Below are 22,078 nucleotides of genomic sequence, written 5' to 3'. Positions count from 1 at the left end.
CAGGCAATGAACGCCTACCTGAAGCGCCGCAACTGGCGCTTATTCTTCGCGCTCGATCTCCAAGTAGCTGAGACCGCTCAGATCCAGCCAATATCGCGTTGGTGTTTGGACCAATCGCAGCAGCACTCCTTGGCAGTCGCGGCACCGGACCACAATGCCGGGCGCGTCCGTGAAGACCATGGCCTCGCCGAAAGCCCTGACGGAACCACAGTGCCTGCACCGCCCAAGCGCTGCGATGATGTCGATCCGGAAGACTTCGGACAGGGCGCCGGCCGCGGCGTTCCCGTCCACATACGGAATCGGGTCATGGGGTCCTGCTGCAATGTCCGGGTCATCGGACTCGGGGACAGCGAAGTCGTCGGTGCTGGTCACCGGATACCTCCCGTCCCGCCAAACCGCTCGGTCTTGATCGACTCCGGCCGATAACCGGCCATGACAAGCCAGTCCGCAACGGTCTCCACGAAGACTGTCTGGCCGCAAACAAAAACATCCGGGTTCTCCTCTGTCGGGAAGATCCTGCCCAAAAGGCTCTCGGAGGTAAGGCGGCCTGGCGCTGCCGGCCAGCCATCCGGCGTCGAACGCGTGTAGACGTAATCCACCATCAGCTTGGCTGAATCCTGGTCCAAACGATGCAGCTCGTCACGGTAGAGCGCAGCGTCAGGAGCTTTAAGGGAATAGAGCAACCTGAAAGGGGCCACGCTGTTGGATGCCTGGTGGGCGCGGATCATCGACATCAGCGGCACCACACCTGACCCTCCTCCGATCAGCTGCACCGGGTTGGCATTTCCATTCCGCCAGACAAACCAGCCGCCCACGGGTCCCCGGATTTCCAACCGGTCTCCGACCGCCAGGTCCCGGACGAGGTACGGCGAGACTTCGCCGTCGGGCAGTTCATCAACGGTGATTTCCAGATGCTCATCCGCACTTGCCGATGCCACCGAGTAAGACCGGATGGCTGTATAGCCGTCGTCCGCGGTGAGGCGGATATCAATGTGCTGCCCGGCCAGGTATCCCATCAAACCATCCACGCGGAGCCTAATGGTCCGGGCTGTGGCGTTTTCCAGTTCCCCGCCCACCACTTCAGCGACCCGCCATACAGAACTCACGGCAAAGGCCTCACGAGTATCGCTCCTCACGCCAGGGATTGCCGTGGAGATGATACCCATTCGATTCCCAGAAACCGGGAACGTCGTCATCCGTCAGTTCCAAACCATGAATCCATTTGGCGCTTTTCCAGAAATACAAATGCGGCACCAAAAGCCGCGCCGGGCCGCCATGGGCGCGTTCAAGTGGTTCGTGGCCGAACTCCCAAGCCACCCAGGCTTTGCCGCCCAACAGGTCCCACAGCGGAACATTGGTGGTGTAACCGCCGAATGAATGGGCGGTGGCGAAGTCGCGGGTGGTCTCCACCTTTTCGAAAAGCGTGTCCACCGAAACGCCGCGCCACACTGTTCCCAGTTTTGACCAACTGGTGACGCAGTGAATGTCTTGGGTGATCTCTTCCTGCGGCAAGGCCATGAACTCATCCCAGGTCCACGTGAGCCGCTGGCCATCCTCCGCGGTAATGAAAAACTCCCATTCTTCAACGGGAATGAGCGGAGCGGGTCCCGCGGTCAGGACAGGAAAGTCCTGAGTTTCATGCTGTCCCGGAGGCAACGCAGCATTCTCGGACCGCCGTCCACGGAAACCGGAAGAAATAATACCCATGATGCACCTCCGCGATGGAGCTCCATCGGCCAACGACCGTTGATGCCCCAACCATAGGGCAAGCTCCGGGCGTGGTCCAGCAGATCCTTAGTTGCCCTGAGCCAGCGGCGCGAGCCGGTACCCAACGCCGCGCACAGTCTCAAGCCAGCGCGGGTTCTGGATGCTGTCGCCAAGTTTCTTGCGCAGGTTGCCCATGTGCACCTCAACGGCACGTTCGTCGGCATCGCTGACGTAGCTACCGACGTCGTAGGGTTCATTGCGAAGGCGCCGCGCCAGATCTGCCTTGGTCCGCACAATCCTGCCTGTCTCGAGCAGGGCAAGCAGGAGGTCGAATTCGGTGCGTGTCAGCCTCAGTTCCTGGCCGTTCAAGACTGCCGTCCTGGAGCCGGCCGAAACGGCAAGGCCGTTGTGGGTCATCTCCGGGTCGGTTTCTTCGACGGCGGCCTTGGACTCCGACGACGCGCGGGGCCTTCGCATCATGGCCTCGACGCGTGCACGAAGTTCGCGCGGGCGGAACGGCTTGGTGAGGTAGTCGTCGCCGCCGGCCTCGAGGCCCATGAGGGTGTCCAGTTCCTCCGCACGAGCCGTCAACATGATGATGTAGGCGTCCGAGGATTTCCGGATCTGGCGTGCCACCTCGAAACCATCGATGTCGGGCAGGCCCAGGTCCAGCGTTATGACGTCTGGATTCAGTTCGCGGGCTGACGTGACGCCCGCGGATCCAGTGGATGCAACATGGACGTCAAATCCCGCTTGGGAAAGGACCACACGCACCAATTCGCGAATATCCTGGTCATCTTCAATGACCAGCCCCACACGTACTTCACTCATCGCTGCCCCTCAGCCCCTTCGATAACCCTTCGAAGTATAACCATTATGGTTAGGCTGATCTCATGAACCGACTTTCTTCTGCATTCCGGGTGGTTGCGCCGTGACCCGCCCAACCACCTGGGATCTTGGCGAGAAGAAAAAACTCCTGGTTTTCCGGCGCTCTTTCCACGAACACACCCTGCGAATGAGGGTGGTTCTCAGCCAATTGCCGCTGTCCGTCTGTGTGTGCATTTCGGCGATTCTGGTGTGGCTGTTTTTCCCGGCCACGCTCGAAAATCCCATGTTCCTCCTCTTCCTGCTCAGCCAGGCATTCCTGTTGGCGGTGTGCGTCATTGTGCCGTGGCACCGGCTGCCGTTCCCCAGCTTCCTGGTGATACCGATCCTGGACATGGTGTCGATTTCGTTCGGCAGGGAAGGAGGGCAGGAAGCGCTCACGGGGCTCAGTGTCCTGGTGGTCCTGCCCGTCATTTGGCTCTGTGCGTCCGGCCTGTACCCAAGACTGGCCATTGCCTTGTCATTCGTGGGTCCGCTCTGCATCGTTTGGGCTCCCTTGTTCGTCAAGGGCTCCTTCACTGAGCAGGACCTCACCAAGCCCCTGCTCTTCCCGATCCTGATGCTTGGCATCGGCGTGTCCGTGAGCGTGCTGACTCTGAGCATGGTGCGCCAGCAGCGGGCCTTGGAACAAAAGGATGAGGAACTAAAGAAAGCGCTCGACGTCAGCACCAAGCAGGAACGGCTCTTGAACACTGTCATGGAAGCCTTGCCCCTGGGTGTGGTGGCGGTGGATGGCGAAGGCCATGACATCCTCATGAACCGCCGCCAACGGCAAACCCACTCCCTGGCAACTCCTCCAGGCAATGACGATCCGAACGAATCCGAGCTGCTCGTCTTCGACCAGGACAGGACCACGCCGTTGCCCTCTGACCGCCGTCCAGTCCGGCGTGCGGTCCTGGGGGAAAGATTCACGGACCAACTCGTATGGCTTGGTTCCGGAGCAGACCAGCGCGCCTTCACCACAAGCGCCCGCCCCATGGTTGACGACGCCGGGAACTTCGCCGGCTCGGTTATTGTCTTCAGCGACGTCACAGACCTTGTCAATGCCCTGGCCGCCAAGGACGACTTCGTCGCCAACGTCTCCCATGAATTCCGAACGCCGCTGACGTCCATCCTTGGTTACGTTGAGCTTCTGCTGGATGAACCGCGTTCCCTGGATCCCTCGTCGCGCAGGCAACTCGATATCGTTCGAAGGAACGCCGAACGGCTGCTTACCTTGGTATCGGATTTGTTGGCAGTGCGTTCGGGCCAAATGGTCATTCAACCGCACGCGGTGGACGTGGCCGAACTGGTGCGGGGTAGCGTGAGCTCTGCCGGTCCCCGGGCTGCCAAAGCGGGAATCCGGTTGTCCATGGATGTCCCTGAGTCCTTGGAGGCCCACGTGGACTCCTCACGAATAGCCCAGGTCCTGGACAACCTGGTATCAAACGCCATCAAGTACTCCCCCAAAGGCGCAAACGTAGAGGTTGCCGCGTGGGAGGACCAGGATTTCGTGTTCTGCCGCGTCTCCGATACCGGCATGGGCATGACTGAAGAAGAGCAGTCCGAGGCCTTTACCAAGTTCTTCCGGGCCGGCGGCGTACGCAACAGCACCATTCCCGGCGTCGGGCTTGGACTGCCCATCAGCAAGGCGATCGTCGAAGCGCATGGCGGAACCATCACGCTGGAAAGCGAACCCGGCCGGGGCACAACCTTCCTCGTGAAGATGCCCGCCTAGGCGTTAGCGCCCGCTGCCTGCTACTGCGGCATCACGACGGCGGCCGAAGAGGAAGTAGCTCACCGGTCCGAAGAAGTTGATGAACGAAACAGCGCGCCACACCGCCTTCTTTCCCCTGATTCTGGAGTCGGGGGTCTTTCCGATGCTCCGTTGCGCTGCACCCAGCAGGGCCATATTTATGGCTCCGCTGACGATGACCATGATCCGCTGGCCCTTGCTCATATCGCGCCACGATTTCCTGCCAGCCATGATGCCTCCCTCGAGAATTTCCCCTCAGCCGTCGTTCACCCGGCCGTAGTTCTCAGGCTAGTCTGACGCCGTTCGTCCCGCCACAGCCTGACGCACTACTTCGCCCCACGACTGTTCCGCGAGGTCCGCCACGGCAGCCAGGATTTCCGACGGCGGCAGGGACAGGTCCAGCGGATACTCCACGATGTCGATGTCCGTGTTCAGGATCCTGCGCAACTTCATCTCGCCCGGTCCAGCGTAGACAAGCCATGCCGTCGGGACCCGGAGTGCGGTGCAGTACGCCAACAATTGGTAATGGTCCGCGTTCAGTGAAGCGCCGGCATCTCCTGCCGCTGTGTACTTGGAGTCGTAGACCACCACGGGCCTCCCACCCAGGAAGTGCACGGCGTCGGGGCGGACTGTCAGGCGATCCGCGTCCCGGACAGCCTCATTGAGCAGCGCTCCGTACTGGAGGCGCATCTCCCCCGGGTAAACACTCATCGCATGACGCAAAGCCGTGCCCACGAACTCTTCGAAAACCTGTGCCATGTCCACCACAAAGGAAGCCGTCTGCTGCTTCCCTTCGCCGGCCTCGGCGGAGGCATTGCGCAGGATGACCTCCGAGAGCCGCAGAACGGCGTGGTACCTGAGATTCATTCGGTTGGCCCGCCACGGCGGCAGTGGGGCTCCGGACTGCAAGCGGGTGACGGCGTCGAGCTTTCCCTTGAGCTGGCGCAAGCGGCTCAGGACGTCGGCCCGGACGCCCGGCACCTTCCCCATCCGTTCCAAAGCGGCGCGGAGGATGCGGTTCTCAGCGATGTCCTCAGTGAATTCGTCGTAGGACACTTCCAAAGGCACCATCATGCCGGGCCTGCGGGAGATCTGGTCCGAGATGCGGATGCGGCCTTTGACGGTCCGCAGCGATTCATCGATGGTGAGGTAGCCCTGAAGGACGCCGCGGCTCAGCGCGCGGTCAGCCAGCTGGGCCAGTGACTCGGCCAAGGCGCTCCAGAGATCCGGGTGCTCAACCGCTTCTACGGAGTGGTCGCGGAAGCCTTGGTCGCCGGCGTAGCTGAGGAGGAAAAGCAAGCGGCTCAGGCCCAGCCGGTCCTTGGGACGGACCTCGAGCTGGACAGTGGCAGTGCGCACCGCGCCGACTTTGCCAACGGTTTCGATCCTGTAGAGGCCCATGCCAATCGGTGACGCTTTCGCCAACCCACTGGCGTTGATGAACGCAGCGGTTGGGGGGTCGAGCTTGTCAACAACTCCCCGTGAGAGCTCGTCCATGACGATGTGCCGGGTCCCGGCAGCCGTCCGCGCCGTACCGGCACTTGCCGGTGGCCGCCGCGGGCGTGGCGGGACGGCCTTAGCGGGCAGCAAGTCGTCCCAGCAATTGGTCCAGGCCGAAGCGTTCCTCCAACTGGGCACGGTTCAACTGCCCGTGATAGTGCTCCTCCAGCAACGGCATGAGCTCGTACTTCCAGATGCGCCGCAATCCTGTGGGATTCTGGGCAGCGTTCTTCATGAAGTAGGACGGCCCGATCATCAGGTCCCTGTCCCAGTCATCGATGGCGTCGTTGAGGGCGTCCAGGAGATCCGCATTCAGGGTGTCCAGGCCGCGGGCTTGAAGGAAGCGCCGCAACGAGCCCCTCACCGGTTCCACCTTGGGATGGAGTTCGATGAACGCGAAACGACGACGGATGGCGGCGTCCATCATGGCGATGGAGCGGTCAGCGGTGTTCATGGTGCCGATGATGTACAGGTTGTCCGGCAGGCTGAAAGGCTCGTTGGGGCTGTACTGCAGGTAAATCCGGTCATCACGATACTCAAGGAGGAAGTACAGCTCGCCGAAGACCTTGGCCAGGTTGGCACGGTTCATCTCATCGATGATCAGGAAGTACGGCTTGTGCGCGTTCTCCGGCTTGGCAGCTTCCTCCGCGAGCCGACGCAGCGGCCCGGCCACGAGCTTGAAGGAGACCTGGCCGTCGTCGGTTTTGTCCGGACGGTAACCCTCAAAGAAATCCTCGTACGCGTATGACGGATGGAACTGCACCAGCTTCACGCGTTCATCGGTGCTGTCGCCGGCGAGTTCGGCAGCGAGGTGCTTGGCCAGGTACGTCTTGCCGGTACCTGGAGGTCCGTAAAGAACCAGTTGGCGGTTCTCTTCGAGCAGTTCGGCGATTTCCTTCAGCGGCTCAAGGTCCATGTGAAGGGAAGCTGCGAACTCTTCGGTCAACGGCCGGAAACCCTGCTGGACAACCTCGACGACGGCGGTGGGCGGCGCTTCGTCCTCGCCGTCGGTTTCGGCTTCTACCGGCAGGAGTTCCTGCAACGCCTGAATGACCCTGGTGACATCCACGATGATCCCGGGCGTGGACAATTGCCGCTGTGCATGGCGTGGGAGTTCGGTGATGGCGTAACTGTCATCGAACCAGCGGACCTTGCGGCGGATACGCCGGTTGTCCTCGTGGTGTTCGGGCTCGCCAAGGACGACTCCCACCCGGACGCGTCCAGCGTGCTGGTAGAGCGTAAGGTCACCGGGTTTCATCACCGTGAGAAAGGCGAAGACCGCCGTCTTGGTGTCCTCGCGCTCTACATAACCCAGGTGCTTGTAATCCTCGTCCACGGCATGCTGGACCACGCCCGCAGTGACTCCGGCAGTGAGGGAGCGGAGGTGCTCAACGTCCAGCGTGGCTTTCTCTTCAGCAACCCAGGTGGCCAGCAGGTCAGCGTTGTCGTGATGGGTACGCAGCAACCAGGAGCGGCGTCCGGGGTCTCCAACTTTGCGCCATTGGCTGACCAGCTGGCGTGCATACCAATCGATGCGCTGGCCGGCTTGTTCGTCCAGGTGCAACCGGATCCGATGGATGTCCGCAGTCACGTCCTCCTCGGTATCGCCCCCGGCGCCACCAACGAGTGAGGCGAAAGCGTCACGAATCTCCCGGCGCTCCACGTCAGCCACCACAGGCTCGAAGTAGCTGGGCCACACCAAATACTCGATACTGCGGCGCATGGCTGGTTGGTCCTCTGGTGTTCCCACTGCAAGCTCGTGGAACTTCAAAGGATCGGCGAGCGCCTGGTTGATGGTCTCCGTGCTCTGGCCGTCTACATGCGCAACAAAGCGGCACAGCCATTTCAGGTGGTCCCAAATGGTCCAGTTGAACTCGGCGGTGCGGTCACGGATCACGCCGTGGTCCGTCATGCCCTCGTAGAGTTCCTCCGGCAACTCGATCGGCGGCTCCACCCAGGAGGCAGCCTCGGCCACACGGGCACGCTTCACCCTGAGGGACTTGACCTCATGGGCCAGTGGCAGCGACTGCAGGAAGAGCAATTCCACCGCCAGCAGCTTGGCTTCCCGTGACGCGCCTTCGAGGTTTTGCCGAAGATTGGTCATCATGGGGGCCTTGGAATCTTCCACCCCACGCTCAAGGCGTTCCAGCAGTTCTCCGGCGGCGTCCGCCGTCCACGTCAGCGTATGGCCGTCCAGCGCTGACGGTCTCCCTTGGAGTGCCGGGCCCAACACATACCAGGCCGCGTCCTCGATCTCCTTGGAGATTCCGGGGGCGCGGTCAATGGCAGGCTTCACGGAGGGGGTCACCATGCCAACTTACCTTGTTTGACTTAGCCAAGCATCTGGATTTGGAGGGGCACAGGACAGATAGAAGTCTGGTTAAGTGGCGATGTTCGCGCAAACATGGCTTGACGTGAGCCCGTCATTCCCATAGACCTGCAGTACCCGTAACATGCAGTGATCGGATCCGGACAATGGTGTGGACATCCAACACTTTTCGCCGGGCACGGATCCATGTCAGGAGCGGGTTTTGTGAACAACAAACCTCCTGACAAGGGCCCAACCCGGCTCCATGGGCACGCCCGGATTCCGTTAGCGGTTCTCGCGGCGGCGGTCATGCTTGGCTGCTTCCAATCTGCAGCGGTCACCACGGCGCCCCCAGCCACCCAGCAGATCCGGGCAGATTCAACGGCTGATGCACCCTCAGTAGCCAATCGGTCCACGAATGACACTGCCGTTAATAGCACCACCCCTTCGGGAACGGTTGAGCCTGGGCCTACGAACCCCTTGGCCGCGACACTCTGTCAACAAACAGCCTCAGGATTTGGAGTGGCGTCCACCAGCGGCGGCCCTTCAGACCTCCAACTCCGCAACGCTTCGGCCATCATGGTGGCGGGCAAAAAGCTGGGGCTAACACTCGACGTCCAAATCCTTGGGGTACAAGCCGCCCTTGGCGAATCTTCCCTTGAAAGCAAGGACTTCGGTGACGCCGCTGGGCCGGACTCCCGCGGGCTTTTCCAGCAGCGCGCCAACGGCGCATGGGGCTCTTATGCGGATCGCATGGATCCGTTCATCAGCGCAACCAGCTTCTTCCTTGCCCTGAAGGGCATCAAGGACTGGCAGCTTCTGCCGTCCAGCCTGGCCATCCACCTCGTGCAGCGGAACCAGGATCCAGACCACTACACCAAGTACCGGGAGCTGGCACAGGAAATCGTGAGTTTCCTGAATTCCCAGGGTGCATCTACCTGTTCCGGCGGCGGCTCGTGGCAAACATCGGTGGGGAACCCTGAGTCCCGTCATGTACGGCCGGGACCCGGCTCGTTGATGTCCCCATTGCTGAATCTGCGCCCCAGTTCACCTTTTGGGCTACGCACCAATCCGATCACAGGTGCCCCGGGGGAATTTCATACAGGGCAGGACTTCGCAGCGGCCTGTGGCACACCGGTCCATTCTGCTGATGACGGCTACGTGCGCGAGGTGGGCTGGCATGCCTGGGGTGGAGGCAACCGGATAGAGATCGATCACGGCAACGGACTTATCACTACGTACAACCACTTGCAGGCGAGCGCCGTGCGCAAAGGGCAGGTAGTTGAAGCCGGAGAAGTCATCGGATTGGTCGGCTCCACTGGTTCGTCCACCGGATGCCACCTTCACTTTGAAACAATTCTGAATGGCGTGCTGGTGGATCCATCATCGTGGAGCCTGATTCCACTGGATACAGAATCGTCCGTGGATCTACTCAGGCTCACAAGCTTCTCACCAACAACTGGAACGACGCCGGTTGGCGAGGTTCCGGTGTGGTCGCTCGGGATCGCGCTTGGCGAGCCGGGGACGTCAGCCCCCGAGCCGGCTGCGCAGCCCACTCCCTCACCTACGGCGACCCCGACGGCTACTCCCACGCCGACCCCAACTGCTACACCCACGCCCACTGCAACGGCTGAGCCCACCCCCACTGTGAGCACTACGCCGACGCCAACGGCCAGCCCGACCGCCGAACCCACGGCAACTCCGACCACTACGCCCACACCAACTGTGACGGCTACGCCCACGCCGACGCCAACGGCCAGCCCGACTCCTACCGCCGAACCCACGGCATCACCAACCACCACATCCGACCCCACGGCGTCGCCGACTCCAACAGCCACGGTCGCTCCCACCGCAACCATCACAGCGACCCCAACTACCGAGCCCGCTCCTACGGCAACCGTGACGGCCACTCCCACACCCACGGCCACGCCCACCGCAACACCCTGAGCGTGCCCGGCCTTGCCCGCAAGCAGACGAAGGCCGGGCTGGGTTCCTGCTAGCCGGCAGCCGCGATCCTGAACACCAGCGTGCGGGCTTCGGGTTTAAGGGCGAAATCGGGCCACACGTCGGGTCCGCAGGCCCGCGAGCCCAGGCCGTGTTGTGCGGCGTCAAGGTAGAGGAAGCTGTTTCGGCTCTGCGGCAATTCGTGCGGATGGGCCGCGCCCGAGACCTGCTGCGCCGTATGCCGGGACAACGTGAAGCCAGGCAGCCGATCCCTCGAATCTGGAAGTGCATGGAACGTCACCCAAGGATCCGTACCGTTGCGCAGTTCCAGGGATCGGACCGCACTCCTGTGCCCTGTCTCCTGCGGCCGGGCGTAGTTCACATTGAGCTCATCGATTGCCGCCGAGTAGCGGCCCACCAAGGCAGCCCGCATGCTGTCCGGATACGACTCCCGGGGTCCTGTCCCGAACCAAGAGGCTCCGTCCACTGATTTGGGCAGGTCAAACCGCACACCCAGGCGAGGCCACACCATGTTCCAGCCCGAGCTGGGCGCAATGTCCAGGCGCACCCACAGCTCTCCCCCGGATACCTGCCACTGCTCGTCCACGGAAACAGAATGTGCATTGTCCGCGGCGGCATAGCGGGTGGTGACGAACACGCCGTCGTCGGCCTGCACCACTTTCTGGACGCGGGCCGTCAGTCTGTCCAGGCCCGCCTTGAGCCATACACTCTGGTTGGACGGAGCCGGAACCCCGTTGCCATTGTTGAGCCACGGGTCTGCGGCGTCATAGCTGCCGAAACCCGAACCTTGGTCGTTGTCCGTTGGTGCCCGCCACAACTCCAGGCGCGGGCCGGATACCGGCAGTCCACCCAGGGCAACGAGCCGCCCATCCTCGAACTGAGCCGGTCCCAGGGATAGTGCCCCGGCCGTCCCGGTCTCCCCGCGACCAGCCGACGACAGAGGGCGCGGAGCCGTAACGGGACGCCTGGTGGCCGGCGCAGTTAGATCCAACTGCGCAGTGAATCCCAACTGACCAGTGCAATTCAGCTGCGCAGTGGAGATGACATGGCCGGCAGGAGCCCACGCGGTGTCCTTGCGCAGGACAACCTCGACGGTCAGCCACTGTTCGCCGGCCCCCACCTTAGTGAGAGCCCTTAGCGCTGACTCCGGCAACTCCATGACTGTGGAGTTACCAGCGGCGAGTTGACCGCCAGTGGCGGTGACGACGTCGAACGTTCCGGACGCGTTCGGCTCGCCGTCCGTTTCGGTGCGCCAGCGAAGGACGACGTCGGACGCGTCCGCCGAGTGCCGCAGGTTGGCGACTGTGAGCATTGGGTGCCTCACGCCGTCGGTGCCGGCTACTTCGAAGCCCAAACGGAGGGGCGCCACGATCTGTTTATACTCGAACAATCCCGGGCTGGGCGTCGAATCCGAAAGAACCATGCCGTCCATGACGAAGTTGCCGTCGTGGACAACCTCGCCGAAGTCGCCCCCGTAGGCGAAGAACTCCGTGCCGTCAGCGGTGGTGGTGCGGATCCCGTGGTCCCGCCATTCCCACACGAACCCTCCATGCAACCGCGGGTAGCGGTCCACGAGGTCCTCATATTGGTCGATCGCACCGGGACCGTTGCCCATTGCATGCACGTACTCGCACAGGAGGAACGGTTTACTGCGTTGGCGCGCCGATTCCGCGGCGGAGCAGCCAAGCAGGAGCGAGCCGGAATCGTTGCGGCCAATGGCTTCGGTTTCGGGGATGGAAGAGTACATGCGCGAGTAGACGTCGGTGTACGCGCCCGTGTAGTCGCCCTCGTAGTGGACTGGACGGCTGGAGTCGCGCGCGTGGGTCCAGGCGGACATGGCCGCGAGGTTTGCGCCGGTACCTGCCTCGTTGCCCAAGGACCACATGACGATTGAGGGGTGGTTCTTGTCCCGCTCAACGGTGCGCTCCATCCTGTCCACCAACGCCTCGCGCCAGGCAGGATCGTCACTGGGATTTCCGGCCCAGCCATGCCGCTCAAAGCCGTGCGTTTCAAGATCGCACTCCAGGATCACCCAAAATCCCATCTCATCGGCGAGATCCAGCAGTCGCGGGTGCGGAGGGTAATGGCTGGTGCGGATGGCATTGACGTTGAACTGCTTCATCATGGCCAGATCGGCCCGGGCAAAATCTTCGTCAAAGACGCGGCCACGGTCCGGGTGCGTCTCGTGCCGGTTGACGCCATGGAACACTACCCGCCGCCCGTTCACCAGGAACTGGTCCCCCTTGATTTCCACCGTCCGGAAGCCGATCTTCAATGCGACCGTCTCGCCTTGGCTTGAGATCGTCGCCGTGTACAGCCGCGGCACTTCCGCGGACCAGGGTTCGACGGCGGCAATCGCCACCGGGGCGACGTCCGCCGGACTTTCCCACGTGACGTCTACATCAAGTTCGGGAACGCGGAGGCGCACAGGATAGGCAGCGGGAGCGGCCGTAATTTCGGCATCGATGACGCCTGAACCGGAGTGGCCGGTGCCCTCAAACGGGGTCCGCAACCAGACGTCGTCGATACCTGCTTGAGGACGGGCCTGAAGCGTGACATCGCGAAAGATGCCCGGCATCCACCATTGGTCCTGATCCTCGACGTAGCTCGAAGCAGACCACTGGTGTACGCGGACGGCCAGGACGTTTTCCCCGGGACGGACTGCCTCGGTGACGTCGAACTCCTGGGCCAGCCGGCTTCCTGTGCCGACGCCGATCACTGTTCCGTTGACCCACACTTTGTAGCGGGATTCCACTCCGTCAAAGCGCAGGACGATCCTCTCCGCAGTGGCCCAGTCCACAGGAATGGTGAAGGTCCGCCTGTAGTCGCCCGTTGGATTCTCATCAGGCACGTGGGGTGCATCGGTGGGAAAGGGGAACTGGACGTTGGTGTAGATGGGGCGGCCATAGCGACCCTCACCTTCCAGGACCCAGTGCGAAGGAACAGGGATCTCATCCCAGCCGGAATCGTCCAGGCCTTCATCGGCGACTCCCTCTACCTGCTCGCCAGCAGGCAGGACTCCCCTGCCGCCTGGCGTTCCGGGCGCACCGGGCAGAAGACGGAACCTCCACAAGCCGTTGAGCGGGAGCGTGGGAGCGTCACTCCGCAGCCAGGAACGGGCTGGCAGCCGATTGCCGGAGCCCGGGCCAGGATGCGTGATGTAGGAAGTGCCGGCAAACAAGGCCAAAGATGTCGATTCCACGTGGCTCCTTCAAGCGTCCACTACAGGGTTGGGTGTGACCACGCTAACACAAATTTCGAGTACATACTCGAATTTCAGAATTGCAGTCCCCGCCCGCTGTACACTGGCTTGCCATGACCACAAAGGACACGGCTAGCGCCAAGCGGGGACCCTATGCCAAGGCGAAGGAAAAGCGACGGCTGATCCTCGACTCCGCCCACGCCGTGTTTGCCGCGAAGGGGTATCTGGGAGGCTCGCTGCAGGACGTTGCCAACCAAGCGGGCATCAGCCAGACCAGCCTCCTGCATTACTTCCCTTCCAAAAGCGATCTCCTGATGGCCGTCCTGGAGTGGCGCGACGAGCTGACCAAAAGCGCGAATCCCTCCGCTGGGGAAGAGTCGTTTGAGGACGCGGTGATTCGCACAGCACTCCACAATGAGAAGATTCCCGGAGTCATCGAGCTCTACACAGTGCTCTGCGCGGAATCGATCACGAATGCCCATCCCGGCCGTGATTACTTCACCGAACGCTTCGAACGCTTACGTGAAAGCTATACCCGCTCTTTCTCGGCCTTGGCACAGGAGGGCAAGCTCAGGCCCGGCGTCGATCCGGCGTGGGCAGCCATGTCCCTGGTTGCCCTGTGGGACGGGCTTCAAACCCAATGGCTGTTGGCCCCGGACACCATAGACGTGGCAAAAGCCTTGCGCGCCTACTTCGAAGTGGTCCTGCTGCCCGAAGCGTGAGGGTCTACCCAGTTGGCGTCCCAGTCCCCTAGTGCATTCCAAATTGGTAGTTGAAGGGCACTGCTTCGCCCGGACGGACTTCTTCCCAGAGCGCAGCGATGGCATCCTCTCCCTCGCGGAGGTCCGGTATCTCCACCCCTTCGCGCAGGATGGCGGCAGCATCTCCGGCCTTGCCCACCCGGGCCAGTGCCAGGGCCTTCAGGAACCTCAATCGCCCGACGGCGGCGCCCTCCTTAGGCGCCGACTCCAGGTTAGGCGCCGACTCCAGCAGTTCCAGCGCCTGGGCCGGTTGGTCGTGGCGGATGCTGAGTGTCACAGCCTCGGTCAGTAATGCCGTATTGGAGGAGTCAGCCTGCACCCCGCTCCTGAGTTCCTCCAGGCCCTCGCGATCCGCGCCGTCGGCCAGTAACGCCAGTCCCAATCCGCGGTGTGCGAGCGCCAAAGTCCGCGACTGAACGCCCCCGGCAGCAAGCACCTCGCGGTAGGCCGCCTGGGCTCCCTCCAGATCTTGCCGGGCATGCCTCATGGTGGCCACATGGAAGCGCGCCTCAGGACTTTCCTGTCCCTCCAGCAGCTCCTCCCAGTCAGCTCCGGCAACGAAGCTGGGCGCGCCGTCGAACGCTTTTCCCTTCAGCAGCTCCAGCCATGGTTCCTGCTCCGCCGTGATGCTTTCATCTACGAACGGGGTGCCGCTCTCATCAATCCAGCCCTTGCCTGTCCTTCGGCGCCGCGCCCGTTCCACCACTCCCCAGCCACTGCCGTGGAGCAGCATGGTGGACGGCGGGACGTCACCATCGGTGATGGCGTCGGGCAGCATTGCTTCCAGCTCCTCGTGCGCCAGGAGCTCCTCGAGCCGCTGGCCGGCATGGGCCACGGCCGCCTCCCAATCTGATCCGTGGGATGTGTCCGGGTCCAGATGCCCGTTTCCGTATGCTTCCACCCAGGACCATTCCGCACCCGCCGGCATGGACAAATGCTCAAACTGGGTTCTCGCCAGGCCAGCCTGGATCTCGGCGTAAGGGCCGGCAACCGGGCTCAACCACTCCTGCCACCGTTTACCGCCCTGCCCTTGTCCCCAGACGAAAAGCTTCTTGCCCCTCAACCGGCCGGTGGACAGCATCGCCAGCCCATCGCCGTCGTCGTCCGCAGCCACAACCCAGCGACGTTCGGATGGATCAATATCAAAGAAGAAATCGGCGGCATGTGGGCTGTTAACCAACCACGTGCCGTCGTAGCCGTTGTGGTCCGTGGGCCGGACGCGGGTGATGTCCGTGGCGTAGTCGCTGCCAAATGCTTCGTCGGCCGGGGCGATCACCCGGGTGCGGTCCGTCTCCGGAATGGCCGCGTTGCTCCACCAGTACATGGGAACGTCATGGTCGTTGGGGTTGCGGATACGCACCGCCGCAAAGAGCACCGCCGATTCGGCAGGCAACCATATGTCCACTTGGAAGACCACTTCCCGGAGCCGCTCGAACTCCCACACGCGAAGGATGTGTTTGCCGTCCAGGGTGTGGACGATCGCGGTGTGCAGTGGATCGCAACTGGTGGGTGAGTGGCCTCGCGTGCCGATGTTCCACTCCAGACCGCCCGCGAACCACGCCTTTCGCAGCGCGATGTTGGCCAACTGGGGTGCCCCGTGCGTGTGGAGGAGCTGCTTTCCCGTCACTTTGTCGAACAATTCCCAGATACGGCCGCCCAGGGACGGTATGACCGTCGCCCTGAGCTTGCTGTTCTCAAGCACGACGGCGGGCAGCTCCTTGGGTGCCGCCTCCCGGGTATAGCCATCCTGCATGAGGTATGGGAACACGTTGGGCACTACTCCGTAGCGGGCCGCCGCCTGGAGTTCTTCCGGCACGCCCTCCCCCACGGTGTAAGGCTGATCGAGCTCCGCGGCCACCACGGGCAAGGGGTTCAGTGGGCCAATATCTGCCATCGTCAGGGAAATGGTGGTGACAGTGAGGTTGGAAGGTGAAATGGCAGCCATGTCGGTATCCGTTCGTGAGGAATCAACGTCCACACCCACAGTCTCCTCGGAGCGGGAAGCCAGCGCTAGAACTCTCCCATCCGGACTCGAACCAGCCCTGTCCTTAGGACAATGAGCTGACAACCAGTTTCAGGACAGTGGCCGTACCGCCTTCCACGCGGAGGTCGGTGCCCAGGCTCCCGGGGAGGGGAAAAACAAGATCGCTCAGGACAACCCTGCCGTCTTGGGCGAAGACCTCCACGGACTGGTCCACGATAATACGCAGCCTCAGCACACCGCCGTCGAGCTTCACTGGCGCCGACTCTGCCGACGCAAACTTTTCGTGGAAGGCTGTGTTTCCGGAAGTGCGGCGATCCAGGGTGAGTTGACTCGTTACGGGATCAAAGCTGAGAACCGTTGCGGCGCTCCCGTCCGGGGCACATAGAAGCCTGAACGCAATGCTCCGCACCGAGCCGGGCAGGATCTCAGCCTCGATCAGCAGGGCTGATCCGGGCATGGCGTCGGGCAGTTCCAGCACGGAATCGTGAAGTTCCACGTCTTGGAAAGTGCTCTTTGGCACACCTGAGTCCAGGGGCAGCACCTGCGGAAGCACGGGCCGTTGAACCAAGCGCGGCAAACCCTCCACAGTCGCTAGTTCCACCTCGCGGGCAAGGGACATCCCCGAGCGCCACGGGGCCGTGGGCAAGGAGTTGGCATAGTCCCAGTTGTTCATCCAGCCGATCATGATGCGGCGGTTGTCCGGGGTGTTGCTGAAGGAGACCGCGGCGTAATAGTCACGCCCCCAGTCCAGCCACAGGCATTGCCTGAGATCGGTGGATCCGTCAGCATCCGGTGAAACGAGCGAATCGGGATCGGCAGTGAATTGCACGCCATCGAAGTGGCCTACGAAGTACTGCCCTCCCGAGCCACCGGCCACGGCACCAGGATTGACGTTAACCACCAGGACCCACTTGACGTTCTCCGGGTTCCCGTCGACAGGGAGCGGGAACAAGTCCGGGCATTCCCATTCGCCCTCCGACGAGTTCGCGGGGCCGAAAGTACTCAGGTATTCCCAGTCCTTCAGGTTGGCCGAGCGGTACATGACAACCTGCTGATGCTGGGCCTCCACCGCCACCATCACCCAGCAGGCGCCGGCAGATCCCTCGTAGCGGAACACCTTGGGATCCCGGAAATGCGCCGAACCGCGGCCAAGCACGGGATTGCCCGCATATTTGCTCCAGGTCATGCCGCCATCCGTGGAGAACGCGAGGGACTGGGCCTGTGTCCCCTGGTGCGTCGAGCCTTCCTTGAAGGCGCTCGTGTAGATGGCCACCAACGCCGGGTCTTCCTCCGTGCCGAATCCCGAGGTATTGCCGTGGTCCACTACGATGCTGCCGGAAAACACGTCTTCTTCCTCGTCACAGGCGATGGCAACCGGGTGTTCAGTCCAATGCAGGAGGTCTGTTGAGGTGGCATGCCCCCAGGACATGTTGCCCCAGACGTTGTCGAACGGGTTGTTTTGGTAGAAGAGGTGGTAGAGACCGTCGTGCCAAACCAGTCCGTTGGGGTCGTTCAGCCAGGTGTTTCTGGCCGTGTAGTGAAGTATCGGGCGCATCGTTGAGGCGGCGTCTTCGCCGGGACCGGCACGGTGCGTTGTTGTTTCAGTCATCGGAGGTCTTTCGGGAGGGATGCGACGGAATCGCGAAGAACCATGGGGCATGGAAGAACGGTGGGGTGGGTGGCGAACAGCTGTAGGTCGGTTTTCCCTTCGATGGCATCGATCAGGTTTTCCGTTGCCCATGCACCCATCTCATAGTGCGGCAGGGCGACCGTTGTCAGCGCAGGGTATAGGTTTTCGGCAATGAGTTCCTGGTTGTCGAAACCGACGAAGGAGATGTCCTCCGGAATCCTGAGACCAAGTTCCGCAGCGGCCCGGTAGGCACCCATGGCCATGCGGTCGTTGTAGCAGAACACGGCCGTTGGCCGGCTCTCAGGTTTCAGCAGGCGCAGCGCCGCCTGGTAGCCACCAGGCATCTCCGAATGCTCGGACTGGACCAGTTCTTCGTGGAACGGAAGCCCGGCGTCCGCCAACGTTTCCTTGAAGGCCCGCAACCGGGAGTGGGTTGCAGGCACGTCGTCGGTGTTGTTGAGCATCCCGATCCGGGTGTGACCGGCGTCGATCAGGGTTTGCACGGCGGATCTTGCGCCGCCCACTTCGTCGGGGATAACGGAGGAAACAGTGTTACTGATGTCTTCGGAGTCCACCAGGACTGCAGGCAACCCCGCCAGGTTCTTGGGGACAGCCAGCTTCCGGTGATACATCGTGGCGTACAGGATGCCGTCCACTTGCCGGTCCAGCAGGTCCGCCACCTGGCTTTCCTTGGACTCCTGGGAGCTGGTGCTGGTGGAGTTGATGATCATGATGTTGTAGCCCCGGCGCTTGGCAGTTTCCTCCGAGCCCAGGATGATCCTGCCTGCATGCGGCGTGGTAGCGATTTCCTCGCTGATGAACCCGATCATCCCTGAACGTTGCGTCCGCAGGGCTTGAGCCAGACGGTTAGGGCCGTACCCTAGACGGTGTGCGGCTTCCTGGACCCGCTCCCTGGTTCTTGCGCCGACCCGGGCGTAGGCAACATCGTTCAGGACGTGGGAGACGGTGGTGACCGAAACCCCGGCCTCTGCCGCCACATCCTTGATACCCACTGATCTATTGGTCATTGGTCCCCCACGTCCTCATGATGTTGGTGCTGATCCTGCGATCGAATCAGCATGTGCCGCCTGGAAACCGACTGTCGGTGTGGCCCTCAAGGCGTTAACAGCCCTGTCTGCAATAACCTGGGCGTCAGTTCCGGAATCAAGGATCGTGTTCCGGGCAGATCCGGGATCGACCAGGACGGCCGTGACGGCGAGCCCGTCGGAAACACCCGTGGTCAGCAGGGCATCCACCTGGGCGGAGAAGCAGGAGTCACTTGATGTGGAGTGAACGTCCATCGCCACCACGTGGTTGTTGGAGACGAAATTTCCAGCCCCCTTCAGCAACCGGATGATGACCGGCGTCGCACCTGCGGGACGGATGCCCTGCGCGTCGATGACCTCGGAGAAGTGGTTGCCCACCACAGAGTTGTTGCTCCCGCTCACGCAGAGAAGCCCGTACAGATCGTCCAGCCCGTTATCGACTCCCAGGAACGGCGTCCAGGGCTCATGGTCCCGCAGGAAGTGGTTCGTTGCCACCAGGTTCTCGGAACTGTTCGCTGCGAGGACCACCATCCCGGGGTAGAACGAATGCAGACGGTTGTTGGTGACGCTGGAACGCGTGACGCCGTCCAAATGGATACTGCTCGCACCCCTGGGGAAGATGTTGTTCGCGGTTATCAGGAGCCCGCCATGGTTCCTGGCATAGATCGAGTGGCCTTTGAAACCTGCTCCGATCAAATTGTCGGTGATCTTTGACGCCTGTCCCCAACCGCGCAACTCGATACAGCTTCCACACTCAGCAATGAAGTTGTCGTGGATGGAAAGCGCGTCGGCGTTGTGGATCGTGAGGGCGTTCTCAAGGTAGATGAACCCCATCCCCGTCACGCGGAATGAGTCATTGGCGCTCGCCACATAGATACCGGTCTTGCCATTCACATAAGTGTTTTCCGGTGGCAGCTCCGAGCCGTCCGGGGTGAAGTGCAAGCCGTCGATGCAGAAGTTGGAAAACTCCACCGAGCTGATCCGGGGGCTCCCGCTTCGCTCAATGTAGAAGGCTGCTCCCTTGGCTTCGTCGGCGCCCTCCCCGTCAACATCTTCCCCGCCCACACCGAGTGGAAGATCGACAATAATGCGACTTCCTCCGGGCCACAGCTCATGCAGGTCGGGCCACTCGTCTTCGGGAACGTTGAACCGGATGCTTGACGACGTAAAGCCGTGTCCCGAGCCCTGGATCCTGAGGAAGCTGATATCGATCACCACCTGCGTACGGAGGTGGTAGTCCCCGGGTGGCAGGTAGATCACCGCTCCCGGCTTGCCTCCGTTGTTCACATCGGTGGCTGCCTGCCTGGCCTTGATGTCGGCGATGATGCTGTTGATGACTTCGCCGACGTCCTCGGACGGGTTGCCGACCGGCCACGTAGTGACGTCGTAGTAGTTGTTGCTTGACATAGCTTCTGCCCTTTTTGTGGTGTGGTTTCCCGGCCCTTGACGGTTCTTAGCCCTTGACGGCGCCGAGCGTCATGCCTGCGACGATCTTGCGCTGCAGGAGAAGGGTGAGAAGGATGACCGGGATGGAATACACGGCGGCCAGCGCCGTCATGGATCCCCAGTCCAGGCCGAATTGGGTCTGGAAGTTCGCGATGACCACTGGAGTCGTCTGGGATCGGATGGCGGTCATCAGGAGTGCGAAGAGGAACTCATTCCATGATGCAAGGAAGGCGAAGATCGCGGTGACGGCGATGCCTCCGGAAACCACCGGGATCACTACCCGCCAGAGCGCGCCGAGCCTGCTGCAGCCATCCACGGTTGCTGCCTCTTCCAAGTCACGGGGAACAGCCTCGAAGAAGCTGGACATCAGCCAGATGGAAAGCGGCAAGGAGATGGTGGTGTGCGCAATGGACAACGCGATCGGGGTATCCGCCAAACCAGCCGAAGCCATCATGGATGCCAGCGGAATGCCGATTGCTACCGGCGGCACCATGCGGGTGACCAGTGCGGCCATGATGAACACCCGGCCGCTCGGAGTCTTGTAGCGCGTGATGCCATAAGCCGCCGGGACAGCCAGTACCAAGGACAGCAGGGTGCTGATGATCGCGGTCTGGATGCTGTTGATGAATGAAGCCAACACACCGCTACGGCCAAGGGCGTTCGCGTAATTCTCCAGGGTCCATTCTTTGGGAAGGATGGTAGGTGGAACGGCGATGGTGTCGATCGGGGTCTTGAAGGACGTAAACAGCAGGTACAGGAACGGGAACCCGTACAGCACCATGGCTGCAGCGAGCAGGATCCACAGGATGGTCCTGGTGCTGCGGCGTCCAGCCTCAAGGCCTTCACGGTTGACGCCGCGGCGCCTGCGCGGGGCAACATGCGTGGCGGTTGAAACGGAACTCCTGGCACTCACTGTAGGCGCCTTCCCGCCGTCGGGCTTTGTTCGTTCGGCGACGCGCATCAGTTGTCCTTTCCTGGCCGCCAGATGGTGGCCACCGCGAAGAATGCGACGGCGAGCATCGCCAGCAGGTAGATAGTGCCCATGGCGCTGGCCAGGCCGGGATCGCCGAAGCGGATCATGGTCCGGTAGATCAGCAGGCTCATGGTTTCGGAGGCGGACTGCGGGCCGCCGTTGGTTTGAATGAGGATGGTGTCAAAGGCCCGGGCGGCATCGATTCCGCGGACCACCAGTGCCACGGCGATTACCGGGCGGAGGAGCGGAAGAATGATCTGGAACAGGAGCGCCGGTGCCTTGGCGCCGTCCAGGCGGGCTGCCTCGATGAGGTCGCCGGGGATGTTTTGGAGGCCGGCGAACAGCACCAGGCACATGAAGGACGTCGTGAGCCAGATATCGGGGACGGCTACCGAGAACAGCACGATGTTCGGGTCCGAGAGCCAGCCGATCTGGTTGGGGTTGGAGAGGATGCCCGCTTGGTGCAGGAGGGTCCCGATGAGGCCGAAGTTATCGATCATCAGGAACTTCCAGAGCAGGCCGGCCACGATCGGCGCAATCATCAGCGGGTAAAGGAAGACAGTCCGCCAAACCTGGGACTTGCGTCCGAGAGTGGTGAACAACAAGGCCATCCCAAGGCCGAGTGCGAATTCGAGGGTCACTACCACCACGGTGTAAGCCAGGGTCCGCCAGCCGGCACCCATAAAGGCTTCAGAGGCGAACGCTGCCGCATAGTTTTGGAAACCGACGAAGTCACGCGGGCCGCCCGCGATGGGCGAAATCTTGAAGAAGCTGTCTGCGATCAGGCGGAACAGCGGGTAGGCCACAAACACGGCCAGGAACAGCGCCGCTGGGGTCATCAGGTATAGGGCGAAGCGGCGATCGGAGATACGCACGATTTTCTCTTCTGTTTGTTGGGACCGCGGGCGGCACCGGCCGAGTCTGCCGGTGCCAGCC

The 22,078-nt window shown here is 62.2% G+C and carries 17 protein-coding genes; 3 read left to right on the top strand and 14 right to left on the bottom strand.

All coding sequences use genetic code 11. From position 1 onward, the window contains the following. Positions 1-39: 39 nt before the first annotated feature. From LDN90_RS04980 to LDN90_RS04965, 4 genes are all read right to left on the bottom strand, one after another. A complete protein-coding gene (locus LDN90_RS04980; protein WP_223948174.1) occupies positions 40-372 on the bottom strand; it encodes a DUF6510 family protein in 333 nt (110 codons plus the stop codon). Beyond that, entirely contained in the window at positions 369-1,106 is a 738-nt protein-coding gene (locus tag LDN90_RS04975; protein ID WP_223948172.1) for a ferredoxin reductase, read from the bottom strand. Before LDN90_RS04975 ends, LDN90_RS04980 begins: the two co-directional genes overlap by 4 nt. Positions 1,107-1,116: 10 nt before the next feature. Then, a complete protein-coding gene (locus LDN90_RS04970) occupies positions 1,117-1,707 on the bottom strand; it encodes a molybdopterin-dependent oxidoreductase (protein WP_223948171.1) in 591 nt (196 codons plus the stop codon). Between the two features lie 87 nt (positions 1,708-1,794). Further along, positions 1,795-2,538 carry a response regulator transcription factor gene (locus tag LDN90_RS04965; protein ID WP_216926113.1) on the bottom strand — a complete coding sequence of 248 codons (744 nt, stop codon included), beginning with the start codon at positions 2,536-2,538 and terminating at the stop codon, positions 1,795-1,797. A gap of 100 nt (positions 2,539-2,638) precedes the next feature. Here LDN90_RS04965 and LDN90_RS04960 point away from each other — a divergent pair, with 100 nt between their 5' ends. Beyond that, on the top strand, positions 2,639-4,309 hold the full coding sequence (locus LDN90_RS04960; protein WP_223948169.1) for a PAS domain-containing sensor histidine kinase: 1,671 nt from the start codon (positions 2,639-2,641) through the stop codon (positions 4,307-4,309). Between the two features lie 3 nt (positions 4,310-4,312). On the opposite strand, the gene LDN90_RS04955 is transcribed toward LDN90_RS04960, so the two are convergent. The 3 genes from LDN90_RS04955 to LDN90_RS04945 form a co-directional block, all read right to left on the bottom strand. Next, positions 4,313-4,558 carry a PLDc N-terminal domain-containing protein gene (locus LDN90_RS04955; protein WP_216926111.1) on the bottom strand — a complete coding sequence of 82 codons (246 nt, stop codon included), beginning with the start codon at positions 4,556-4,558 and terminating at the stop codon, positions 4,313-4,315. A gap of 57 nt (positions 4,559-4,615) precedes the next feature. Beyond that, positions 4,616-5,824, bottom strand: coding sequence for an McrC family protein (locus LDN90_RS04950; protein ID WP_223948167.1), 1,209 nt, complete (start codon positions 5,822-5,824; stop codon positions 4,616-4,618). 79 nt (positions 5,825-5,903) lie between these two features. Next, entirely contained in the window at positions 5,904-8,138 is a 2,235-nt protein-coding gene (locus LDN90_RS04945) for an AAA family ATPase (RefSeq protein ID WP_216926109.1), read from the bottom strand. 519 nt (positions 8,139-8,657) lie between these two features. Here LDN90_RS04945 and LDN90_RS04940 point away from each other — a divergent pair. Continuing rightward, positions 8,658-10,082, top strand: coding sequence for a M23 family metallopeptidase (locus LDN90_RS04940; RefSeq protein WP_223948165.1), 1,425 nt, complete (start codon positions 8,658-8,660; stop codon positions 10,080-10,082). Between the two features lie 49 nt (positions 10,083-10,131). On the opposite strand, the gene LDN90_RS04935 is transcribed toward LDN90_RS04940, so the two are convergent. Beyond that, the gene (locus tag LDN90_RS04935; protein ID WP_223948163.1) at positions 10,132-13,302 is read right to left on the bottom strand and encodes a glycoside hydrolase family 2 TIM barrel-domain containing protein; all 3,171 of its coding nucleotides are present in this window, start codon (positions 13,300-13,302) and stop codon (positions 10,132-10,134) included. Positions 13,303-13,415: 113 nt separating this feature from the next. On the opposite strand from LDN90_RS04935, the gene LDN90_RS04930 reads away from it, so the two are divergent. Further along, entirely contained in the window at positions 13,416-14,024 is a 609-nt protein-coding gene (locus LDN90_RS04930) for a TetR/AcrR family transcriptional regulator (RefSeq protein WP_223948161.1), read from the top strand. Positions 14,025-14,052: 28 nt separating this feature from the next. Here the strand turns inward: LDN90_RS04930 and LDN90_RS04925 are convergent, their stop codons facing one another. The 6 genes from LDN90_RS04925 to LDN90_RS04900 form a co-directional block, all read right to left on the bottom strand. Continuing rightward, positions 14,053-16,008 (bottom strand): DUF5107 domain-containing protein, encoded by a 1,956-nt coding sequence (locus LDN90_RS04925; protein WP_223948159.1) that lies wholly within the window; start codon positions 16,006-16,008, stop codon positions 14,053-14,055. A gap of 103 nt (positions 16,009-16,111) precedes the next feature. After that, positions 16,112-17,656: a glycoside hydrolase family 32 protein gene (locus tag LDN90_RS04920; RefSeq protein WP_223948157.1), complete on the bottom strand. Its 1,545-nt coding sequence runs from the start codon at positions 17,654-17,656 to the stop codon at positions 16,112-16,114. Beyond that, entirely contained in the window at positions 17,653-18,705 is a 1,053-nt protein-coding gene (locus LDN90_RS04915; protein WP_223948154.1) for a LacI family DNA-binding transcriptional regulator, read from the bottom strand. Before LDN90_RS04915 ends, LDN90_RS04920 begins: the two co-directional genes overlap by 4 nt. Before the next feature lie 15 nt (positions 18,706-18,720). Beyond that, complete coding sequence (locus LDN90_RS04910; protein ID WP_223948153.1) at positions 18,721-20,130, bottom strand: right-handed parallel beta-helix repeat-containing protein; 1,410 nt, start codon at positions 20,128-20,130, stop codon at positions 18,721-18,723. A 46-nt stretch (positions 20,131-20,176) separates the two neighbouring features. Then, entirely contained in the window at positions 20,177-21,130 is a 954-nt protein-coding gene (locus tag LDN90_RS04905; RefSeq protein ID WP_223948151.1) for a carbohydrate ABC transporter permease, read from the bottom strand. After that, positions 21,130-22,017 carry a sugar ABC transporter permease gene (locus LDN90_RS04900; RefSeq protein WP_223948149.1) on the bottom strand — a complete coding sequence of 296 codons (888 nt, stop codon included), beginning with the start codon at positions 22,015-22,017 and terminating at the stop codon, positions 21,130-21,132. Before LDN90_RS04900 ends, LDN90_RS04905 begins: the two co-directional genes overlap by 1 nt. Positions 22,018-22,078 lie beyond the last annotated feature (61 nt).

This window comes from Arthrobacter sp. NtRootA1, assembly GCF_019976975.1.
In the GTDB taxonomy this organism is placed as follows: domain Bacteria; phylum Actinomycetota; class Actinomycetes; order Actinomycetales; family Micrococcaceae; genus Arthrobacter; species Arthrobacter aromaticivorans.
This window is presented reverse-complemented; position numbering and strand designations above follow the sequence as displayed.

Excerpts from the sequence above, each read along its gene's own strand:
- LDN90_RS04970 (WP_223948171.1), bottom strand. The coding sequence starts at position 1,707 with ATGGGTATTATTTCTTCCGGTTTCCGTGGACGGCGGTCCGAGAATGCT.
- LDN90_RS04925 (WP_223948159.1), bottom strand. The coding sequence starts at position 16,008 with ATGGCTGCCATTTCACCTTCCAACCTCACTGTCACCACCATTTCCCTG.
- LDN90_RS04920 (WP_223948157.1), bottom strand. The coding sequence starts at position 17,656 with ATGACTGAAACAACAACGCACCGTGCCGGTCCCGGCGAAGACGCCGCC.
- LDN90_RS04930 (WP_223948161.1), top strand. The coding sequence starts at position 13,416 with ATGACCACAAAGGACACGGCTAGCGCCAAGCGGGGACCCTATGCCAAG.
- LDN90_RS04910 (WP_223948153.1), bottom strand. The coding sequence starts at position 20,130 with ATGTCAAGCAACAACTACTACGACGTCACTACGTGGCCGGTCGGCAAC.
- LDN90_RS04950 (WP_223948167.1), bottom strand. The coding sequence starts at position 5,824 with ATGGACGAGCTCTCACGGGGAGTTGTTGACAAGCTCGACCCCCCAACC.
- LDN90_RS04945 (WP_216926109.1), bottom strand. The coding sequence starts at position 8,138 with ATGGTGACCCCCTCCGTGAAGCCTGCCATTGACCGCGCCCCCGGAATC.
- LDN90_RS04905 (WP_223948151.1), bottom strand. The coding sequence starts at position 21,130 with ATGCGCGTCGCCGAACGAACAAAGCCCGACGGCGGGAAGGCGCCTACA.
- LDN90_RS04915 (WP_223948154.1), bottom strand. The coding sequence starts at position 18,705 with ATGACCAATAGATCAGTGGGTATCAAGGATGTGGCGGCAGAGGCCGGG.
- LDN90_RS04955 (WP_216926111.1), bottom strand. The coding sequence starts at position 4,558 with ATGGCTGGCAGGAAATCGTGGCGCGATATGAGCAAGGGCCAGCGGATC.
- LDN90_RS04965 (WP_216926113.1), bottom strand. The coding sequence starts at position 2,538 with ATGAGTGAAGTACGTGTGGGGCTGGTCATTGAAGATGACCAGGATATT.